The organism is Pengzhenrongella sp. (genome assembly GCF_036565025.1).
In the GTDB taxonomy this organism is placed as follows: domain Bacteria; phylum Actinomycetota; class Actinomycetes; order Actinomycetales; family Cellulomonadaceae; genus Pengzhenrongella.
On record NZ_DATCNW010000145.1, the window covers coordinates 1 to 8,056 of the forward strand.

Genomic DNA, 8,056 nt, shown 5'->3' on the forward strand with positions numbered 1-8,056 from the left:
CTGAGCAGAGCGCGGCCCGCGGGCCGCTCACCTTGACCAACACCCACCAGGGGCGGACCAGCCGGTCCGCCCCTGCACCGCGGCCGACCCGCGCGGCCTACCAGCCGTGACGCGGGGAAGCCCGAGCACGACGAGGAGCACCACACCGATGATGACGACCCGAGCGACCGAGAACCTGCCGGGGGAGTGGGCGGGCCCGATCCTGGACCTGGTGAAGCTGGCCTCGAGCGCTGCCGCGTCGTCCGTCGATGACGCCGAGGCATGGGCCGTCGCCGAGGCCGGCCAAGCCCGGTTCCGCACCGGATACGTGGCCGCCCGTCGCACCGCCTCCGCCGGCCAGATCGCGGCGCACGTCCTGCGGCTGCGGGCAGCCGACCACATCGACCAGATCGCGGCGCACCTCCTGCGGCTGCAGGCAGCCGACCGGGTCGACCAGGGCGCGGCGCACGTCCTGCGGCAGCGGGCAGCCGACCGGGTCGACCAGGGCGACGTCGAGGACTGGACCGTGGCCCTGTCCAAGGTCGGCCCCGCGATCAGCTCGTGGGAATGGGACGTCCGGATGCAGGGTGCCCTCGACCTGTTCACGACCTACAAGGCCATGCCCGACGACCCGGGCTACGCCAGGCCCGCCCGGCTCGTCTCGGCCTGGCTGCGCCACAACGTCGGCGCGCAGCTGGTCCCCGCGACCGGGCGCCTGGTCGAGTACGTGCTCGAGCACGAGGACGTCGCCCAGCCGGCCCTGGCGCGGGCCTGGTACGCCACCCACGGCGCCCGGCTCCTGGACGAGCTCGCAGCCCGTGGCAAGCCCCGCGAAGGCCGACCCACCAAGGAGGACGCCGCGCACCACGCTCTGGTCCGCATCGCAGTCTGCGGCGTGCACGGCGCACGCATCATGACGAAGCGCGACCTCGCCGACCGCTCCGGCATCACCCGCATGACGATCGACACCTGGCTCAAGGCCGAGATCACCGCGGCCGCCGCAGACCAGGCGCCCGACGGCCGCCACCCCCACGCTGTGTCGGCCCTCAACAACGGCGCAGCGACGTCGACCCAGGGCGAGCAGCTCGTGGACCCCGAGGAGTCCTGAACGCCGCCGCTTGAACTCAATACCGCGCAGCTCTACCGGACGCCCCCCCTTGCTTTTGACGCGAGGAGGGCGTCCGGCGTTTACAAAGAACGTGCCAATGAATACCAAGAGCCAAGGCTTCAACGCCGACGAGCATCTACGCGACGTCGCGCCTGCCGCCCGCCGCACTGCTCGCAGGAAGTCGCCCGGGGGGCTCCTGCCTGCTCGACTCACCTCGAGCGGAGGGTGAGCGGGGTCAGAGCAACCACGTTGCCAGCTGGGCGCTGCGCGCCGTGCGGCTAGCCCCGTAGATAGCCCGACATAGCGCTCTCACCTGGCCGGTAGCACCACGTGCCCCTCACCGCCAACCCGCCCCCACCGGCGCCGGGCAGATGGCCGGGGACGGTGCTCCGCACCAAGAGCCACCAGCTGAGAGCGCCCGCGCCGGCGGGGGCGCGTTGGCAGCGAGCCTCTGCACGTCGCGCTACCTCGACCCTGCCGGTGATGCCCCAAAAGAGGGGGTCATCACCGGCCAGTCAAAGTAGGCAGCGAAAAAGCAACAAGCGCGCCCGGACCACACTCAAAACAGGACTTTAATCGCCTGTCAGAGGTCCGCGAGAAACGCCCATCAAACCTCCGTCTAACTTGACCATGACGACTACAAAAGGTATAGTTGAGGTATCAGCAAGGAACACGAACAAGGGACCAAGAGCAATGAGCGCCGCCACCCAGACCACTCCCACCGCGACGGTCGCCGCTGGCGTCGAGTTCGCCCACGTTGACCCGCGCGCGCTCATCATCGAGACGAATGTCCGCACGGTCGCCGACCTCGACGTCGATTTCCTCGACAGCATCCGTACCCACGGCGTCCGTACGCCGGTTAAGGCCATTCGTGACGCTGAGGGAAGCCTCGTCTTGCGCGCAGGGCAGCGCCGCACCCTCGCGGCGATCGAGACCGACCAGGCCACCGTCCCCGTCTACATCACCGAGGCAGCCGCGCCGGGCGAGGCGGAGAGGATCTTCGAGCAGATGGACGAGAACGACGCCCGCCGCGCGCTCACAGGTCACGACCGGGCGAGCGCCTTCCAACAGCTGACGCTGCTCGGTGTCTCCGCCTCTCAGATCGCCAAGCGCTCGCACCACACGCGTGTGACCGTGAACGACGCCCTGACCGTGGCCGCTTCCCCTCTCGCGGCGGCAGCCCTGGCCAAGCACAACATCCCCCTCGACTTGGCTGCGGTGATCGCTGAGTTCGACGACTCGGCCATCGTCGATGACCTAACCGCGTACGCCCTGGAGGAGCCCGAGCAGTTCGCCCACCGCGCGCAGCGCCACCGCGACGACCGCGACGCCCAGGTCGCCGTAGACGCCCTGACTGCCGAACTTGCCACCGTCGGCGTGGTCGTGGTCGACCGGCCCAGCTCGGAGGATCAGGCCACCCCTCTGCACAGCCTCCGCGGCGCGGCGGGTGAGTACGGCATCACCGCCGAGGCTCACGCGACGTGCCCCGGCCGAGCAGCGTTCATCTCACGCGGCTACGGCACTCCGCACGCCGTGGACCTCTGCCTTGACCCGAAGGCCCACGGACACCCCAGCACGCACACCTCGTACGCCAGCGGCGGCTCAGGGATTGCTACCGGACCCATGACCGAGGAGCAGAAGGCCGACCGCCGCGACGTCATCCAGGGAAATAGGAACTGGAGATCGGCCGAGAAGGTCCGCCGAGCGTGGCTGCGGACCTTCGCCGCCCGCAAGACGGCGCCGAAGGACGCGGCCGCCCTGCTCGCGTACGCCGTGACCGAATGCAACACCGACCTCAGCCACGCCGCGCAGAACGGCCACACCCTCGCGCGGACCGCGCTCGGCCTCGACGCAGCCCCGCGTGGCGGATACGGCGGCTTCACGGGTAGCCAGTCCACGATCACCAACGCGATCGACGCAGCCAACCCCTCCCGCGCCCAACTGATCGGCCTCGTCATTGTCCTGGCCGCGATCGAGGCCCGCACCGGGACACACACCTGGCGCAACCCGGACGAGAACATCGCCCGCTACCTCCGCGCGCTCGCCTCATGGGGCTACAACCTCTCCGAGGTCGAGCAATCCACCCTCGACAGCCACGAAGGACGCAACAACACCAGCACCCCCGACACCGCCGCCGACGGAGGCCAGGACGACGACTACGACGACGACGCGATCTCGGGGGCCGAGGTCGCGGGGGAGGAAGCGCAAGGCGCCAACGACGCCCAGGAATGAGCACGCCGCCCCCGACCCCACGCCAGGGGTCGGGGGCGCGGGGCCGCGAGGCGCGGATGGTTGCGAGCTCGAGAACCCGGACGACGTCGAGCCCCACGGAGAGTCGGGCGCAACTGGACTAGCTACAAGGGTCGTTGACGCGGGCCGCGGCTCTTGGCGGTGCTCAGGGGCCGGCGGCCGGGCGACGGACGAAGAACGAATTGGATTGCCCCGACGACACCGCCGAGGCGATCCAAGCCAGACACCACCGCACGAACCATGAATCAGACCCAGGACGCCCGCCCCGAGCGTTTATCGAATTGCCTTGATGGCAAGCCTTCCGAGGCCCCGAACAATCGGCGAAAAATGGCAGGCGAAGCGACTCCGCCCGCGTCCCGACAACTTGACCATGTCTAGTTAAAAAGGTATAGTTGAGGTATCGCAAGGAACGCAAGAGAAACGCCACGATTAAAGGAGTCCTCGTGCTGGTTCAACACCTCGGCATCGTCCCGCTCGACACCGACCGCCTGCTCCACCCGCGCTCTGTGTGGCACGCAGTGACGGCCGCCACCACGGAGGCGCACCGCCGCCTGAGCATGACCCTCGCGGGCGGGTTTGAGTACAACGAAACCGGGGACATCCCGTTCACGGCCGTGTACGTCTCGGAGTTCGTCGCCGGGGAGCGGTCGGTGGATTCGTGGTCAGTGTGGGGTGAGGGTGTGCAGGAGGACGGGCAGGTGCACGTGGGTCTCGTGTTGGAAGGCCGGCCCGGCCGCAAGGTGCGGGAGAACGGGCAGCACCGGGTGCGCCGTTGGGATCGACTGGTCACAGACTCGTTCGCCCGGCACCTCGCCGATGTCGCCCCGCTGTTGGTCCAGGGGTACGTGCTCGATGACTGGTACGTGGTCAGCGGGCACACCGACCACGGGGACCAGTCGCAGGTCGTGCCGATTCCCGCCGCTCGGCCCCGCCGCCCCACGAGCCACTCCCCAAACCTCACCGAGCGGCTCGCCGCGCAGCGCGCCCGCGCCTGAATCCGCTGGTCGGGTGCCTGCCATCGCGGGCGCCCGACCAGGCCAACCCCCGCCAACCGCACTTCACACGCAGGGTGTTGGCCCAATTTCCCCGCGGCTGTTCCCCCACCCATTTTGGTATCAGCAAGGTAAACAAGCAAAGGATTGAATGATGGACGAGCACATGATCGTCGTCGTCTTTGACGTCACCGCGCCGAACCGCGAGGTGGCAGCGCGGATGATCCACGACGCAATCGGTTTCGGTGACGGGTTGTTCCCGGACATTCAGGAGCGTTCCATCCGCGCGGGCGGCGGCTGCATCAAGTCGTGGTGGTTCGCTGAGGGCGATGTGAAGCACGTTGACGAGAATGAGAACGACGACATGGTGCTCTCCCGAGCGGATGCCTGATGGGCACCCCGGCTCCAACGTTCGGCGCCCTCGACGTTCCCGCTGGGCGGATGTATGACGTCATCGACACAGACACTCTCGCGGCCGACGCCGTGAGCATCGCCATCGAGGCCGGTGACCCCGAGGTGGACATGCGCCACGTCAACGACGCCACAGCTGAGGCCGACTGGGAGCCTCACAGTGGGATCAAGGCCGCCATCCTCACCCTCGCTCGCGAGAAGCGCGACGCCGCACGCGAGGTCGCCGACTCCATCCGACACGACGTCGAAGAGGACGGCAGCACGGACTACGAGGCGTACATCAACTACGAGATCCTTCACGCCGAAGGCATCCATATCGACACCGTCCGCATGCTGCTCGGCATTCCGCTTCCGCAGTAACAGCACGCCACGTCACTGACCCCTCCTGATTCGCGCAAGCGGCAGGAGGGGTCACGCATGTGTCGGTCGCCAAAGGCTGGAAAGACGAGAGTGGCCCATCGGTCAACGCTCAGCCGAAACTCCGAATAAAGATGAGGGCAGAAACTCAAAACTTGACCATGCCGATTAAAAAAGGTATAGTTGAGGTACCAGCAAGGTACACGAACAAGGGATCGAACAATGAGCGCAGGAACCACCACCGAGGCCACAGGGTCGACGACACACTCTCTCGCCTGCCGGGCGCACGCCATCGGCAACGCCGTGGAGAACATTGCCGACTGGGACGCCGACACCCGCGCCACCTACGCATCCGAGTCTGACCCGATCGTCACCGGTGACGACTACCTCGCGGACGGCACCGCGACTTGCCTCTGCAATGCCACCGCCGAGACGATCGATGTCATGTCCCCGTGGATCACGAAGGGGCGCGCCGCGCTGGACGACGACGCGATCGCTGCCCTTACGGACATGCCCGACCCCGAGTCCGACGCCCGCTACCTCGCCGCCGAGGTCGCCGCCGAGGTCGCCGGTTGGACTGCCGAACAGGCCGCCGCGCTCGCCGAGTTGGAGGCCGTGACCGCTGCTGCCGCCATCGTGTTCGCGGCCGCGTGCACCGCCACCGACGACGCCCGCACCGCCCGCCGCGCCGACAACACCCCGGCCACCCGTGAGGCGTTCACCGCAGCGCGCACCGCCAGGTACCGCGCGATGAGGACCCACGACGACGCCCGCGCCGTGTCCCACCAGGCCGCGTGGAGCGCCCCCCAGCGCACCGGAGTCTGATCTCCTGCCGGGCGCCCACCACGGGCGCCCGGTAGTTCGTCTCGACCTCGTGCACGACCCTCGACCAGGAGCAACACCGTGAGCATCAAGACCACCACCGAGGCGCCCGTCGTCCTCGCGGGCCGCACGTTCACCGTGCAGGCTCTCGCCATGACGTACCGCGACCGCCGAGGCCAGGTCCGCAGCACCGTGGACACCCACCTCATCGGCCCGAACGGCGCCGAGTATTTCCTGCGCGGCTACCTCGGCGAGGACACCGGCGCCCGGCAGGTCATCTCGTTCAAGTCCGGCGCCCCGCTGCGCATCAAGGGCAACGAGGTCCGCGTCACCATCTTCGGGGACGTGATCGAGGAAGTTCCCGCACGCCGCTGACCCCGCACGGCCGGGCGCCCACCACCGGTCGCGCCTAACAGGCCAACGCACGAGAGAGGGAAGAACCAATGAGCCAGACGTTGACCGTCCACCGCGTCGCCCTGGTCGCGTGCACCAAGGGCAAGCGCGCCGAGCGGTCGCCCGCACAAGACCTCTACACGGGGGACTTGTTCGCGAAGGCCCGGACCTACGCCGAGACGTTTGACAGCTGGGGCGTGTTGTCTGCAAAGCACGGCCTCGTGTCGCCGGGGGAAGTAATCGAGCCGTACAACGTCGTCCTCGGCAACACGAAGACCGGACCACCGATCCACGCCTGGACGGACGGCGTCATTGCACGACTGCTCAAGCTGCACGAGAAACGCCTGAGCGACGGCGAGAAATTGCACCTGACGCTCCTAGCCGGCCAGCACTACCGAGGTGTCCTGGCATTCCTGAGCCGTAGAGCTGACTGGTGCGCCGGCGTCGACGAGCCGATGAAGCACCTCGGCATCGGTCAGCAGAAGGCGTGGCTGCTCGCGCAGGTCCCGCCCCGATCCATCGGAGCGGATCGCTACGAGCCAGGTCGCCTACTGCTCTAGAGCGGATGCTCCGCGGCGACGGAGCGCCGCGGAGTGCCGGACGTCGTTCGCTGCGCGACCGCCGACTGCTAAAGCGTTCTCCTTTCTCTCCTCCTGGCTATCAATAATGACCGCGCGACGTCTCGGCAAGGCGGGCTCCGCTGCGCTTCGACCCCGGCGTGGTGGGGAATTGCGACGGCGTTCGCTGCGCTCACTAATCCCGTCACAATTCCCCACCACGCCGGGGCAACCCGACTCACGGCCTACGGCCGCGCCCTGCGGGTGCCTACAACGACGCTCAATCGGTCGTTATCTCAAAGCGCCAGGAGGGACGAAAAAACGGTCGGGGCAACCGGCCACACCACCACGTTTGGGAGGACCCATGAGCCACGAGGTCACCGTCTACACACGTCCGGGATGCGTTCAGTGCACCGCGACGAAGAGAGCGCTGGCTCAGGCCCGCGTCCCCCACCTCGTGGTCGACGTCGACGATCACCCCGAGGTCCTCGACACTCTGCGCGAGCTCGACGCCCTGGCGCTCCCCGTGGTCGTCACCTCAACCGGTCACTGGACCGGCTACCGACCCGATCAGATCCGCGCCCTGACGCTCACCACCACCCAAGAAGGATCACGATGAGCGCGAACGAAGGCGAGCTGGTCGACCAGGTCCTCACCGCGATGCTGTGGTCACGCCTCGCCGCCTCCGTCGCACGCACCAACCTGCACGTCTCCGCGTTCGCCGGCCGCGCCGCTCTCGCCGCACTGATCGACGTGCACGACCAGAACGAGACCAACAGCGCCCGGGACGGGATGGAGCGCGTCCAGTCGATCACCAGGTCGATCATCAACAGGGCCGCCCACGTCCGACGCACACACGACGTCCACGACGCCTGGCTCCGCGGCACCAGGACCGATCTCGAGCCCCCGAGTCCCTACATCAACCCTGCCGTCAGCATGATCGCGTACCGCGACCGCACACCCGACCCGGTGCTCCTCGTCCGCGCCCGGCAGGTACTGACGTACCTCCCGCAGCTGGTTGCGCCCGCCGGCGGCCGGGACTCCCACAGCGACATCTCCCGTCTGGTCGCCCAGCTCACTGCTCTGCAGGCATGCCCTGCTGGTCATGCAGGAGCCAATTCCCAGCGGCGAGGAACGTCGACCAGGCCACGGCGAGCGAAGCCGGGCAGGTCCGTTGGGAGTGCGCG

At 68.2% G+C, this 8,056-nt stretch carries 10 protein-coding genes; all 10 read left to right on the top strand.

The genetic code is table 11. The features are described from left to right. The first annotated feature begins 148 nt into the window (after window positions 1-148). On the top strand, window positions 149-1,087 hold the full coding sequence (locus tag VIM26_RS08360) for a hypothetical protein (protein ID WP_331950062.1): 939 nt from the start codon (window positions 149-151) through the stop codon (window positions 1,085-1,087). A 693-nt stretch (window positions 1,088-1,780) separates the two neighbouring features. Further along, the gene (locus VIM26_RS08365) at window positions 1,781-3,319 is read left to right on the top strand and encodes a ParB/RepB/Spo0J family partition protein (protein ID WP_331950064.1); all 1,539 of its coding nucleotides are present in this window, start codon (window positions 1,781-1,783) and stop codon (window positions 3,317-3,319) included. A gap of 461 nt (window positions 3,320-3,780) precedes the next feature. Further along, entirely contained in the window at window positions 3,781-4,332 is a 552-nt protein-coding gene (locus VIM26_RS08370; RefSeq protein WP_331950066.1) for a hypothetical protein, read from the top strand. 151 nt (window positions 4,333-4,483) lie between these two features. Further along, window positions 4,484-4,720, top strand: coding sequence for a hypothetical protein (locus VIM26_RS08375; protein WP_331950068.1), 237 nt, complete (start codon window positions 4,484-4,486; stop codon window positions 4,718-4,720). Next, window positions 4,720-5,100 carry a hypothetical protein gene (locus VIM26_RS08380; RefSeq protein ID WP_331950070.1) on the top strand — a complete coding sequence of 127 codons (381 nt, stop codon included), beginning with the start codon at window positions 4,720-4,722 and terminating at the stop codon, window positions 5,098-5,100. Before VIM26_RS08375 ends, VIM26_RS08380 begins: the two co-directional genes overlap by 1 nt. Window positions 5,101-5,319: 219 nt before the next feature. Then, window positions 5,320-5,922 carry a hypothetical protein gene (locus VIM26_RS08385; protein ID WP_331950072.1) on the top strand — a complete coding sequence of 201 codons (603 nt, stop codon included), beginning with the start codon at window positions 5,320-5,322 and terminating at the stop codon, window positions 5,920-5,922. A gap of 78 nt (window positions 5,923-6,000) precedes the next feature. Further along, window positions 6,001-6,294: a hypothetical protein gene (locus tag VIM26_RS08390; protein ID WP_331950074.1), complete on the top strand. Its 294-nt coding sequence runs from the start codon at window positions 6,001-6,003 to the stop codon at window positions 6,292-6,294. 68 nt (window positions 6,295-6,362) lie between these two features. After that, window positions 6,363-6,872, top strand: a complete 510-nt coding sequence (locus VIM26_RS08395; RefSeq protein WP_331950076.1) for a DUF6884 domain-containing protein — start codon at window positions 6,363-6,365, stop codon at window positions 6,870-6,872. Between the two features lie 361 nt (window positions 6,873-7,233). Next, window positions 7,234-7,488 carry a glutaredoxin domain-containing protein gene (locus tag VIM26_RS08400; RefSeq protein ID WP_331950078.1) on the top strand — a complete coding sequence of 85 codons (255 nt, stop codon included), beginning with the start codon at window positions 7,234-7,236 and terminating at the stop codon, window positions 7,486-7,488. After that, a partial coding sequence (locus VIM26_RS08405) for a hypothetical protein (RefSeq protein ID WP_331950080.1) occupies window positions 7,485-8,056 on the top strand: 572 nt, incomplete at its 3' end. The genes VIM26_RS08400 and VIM26_RS08405, both read left to right, overlap by 4 nt.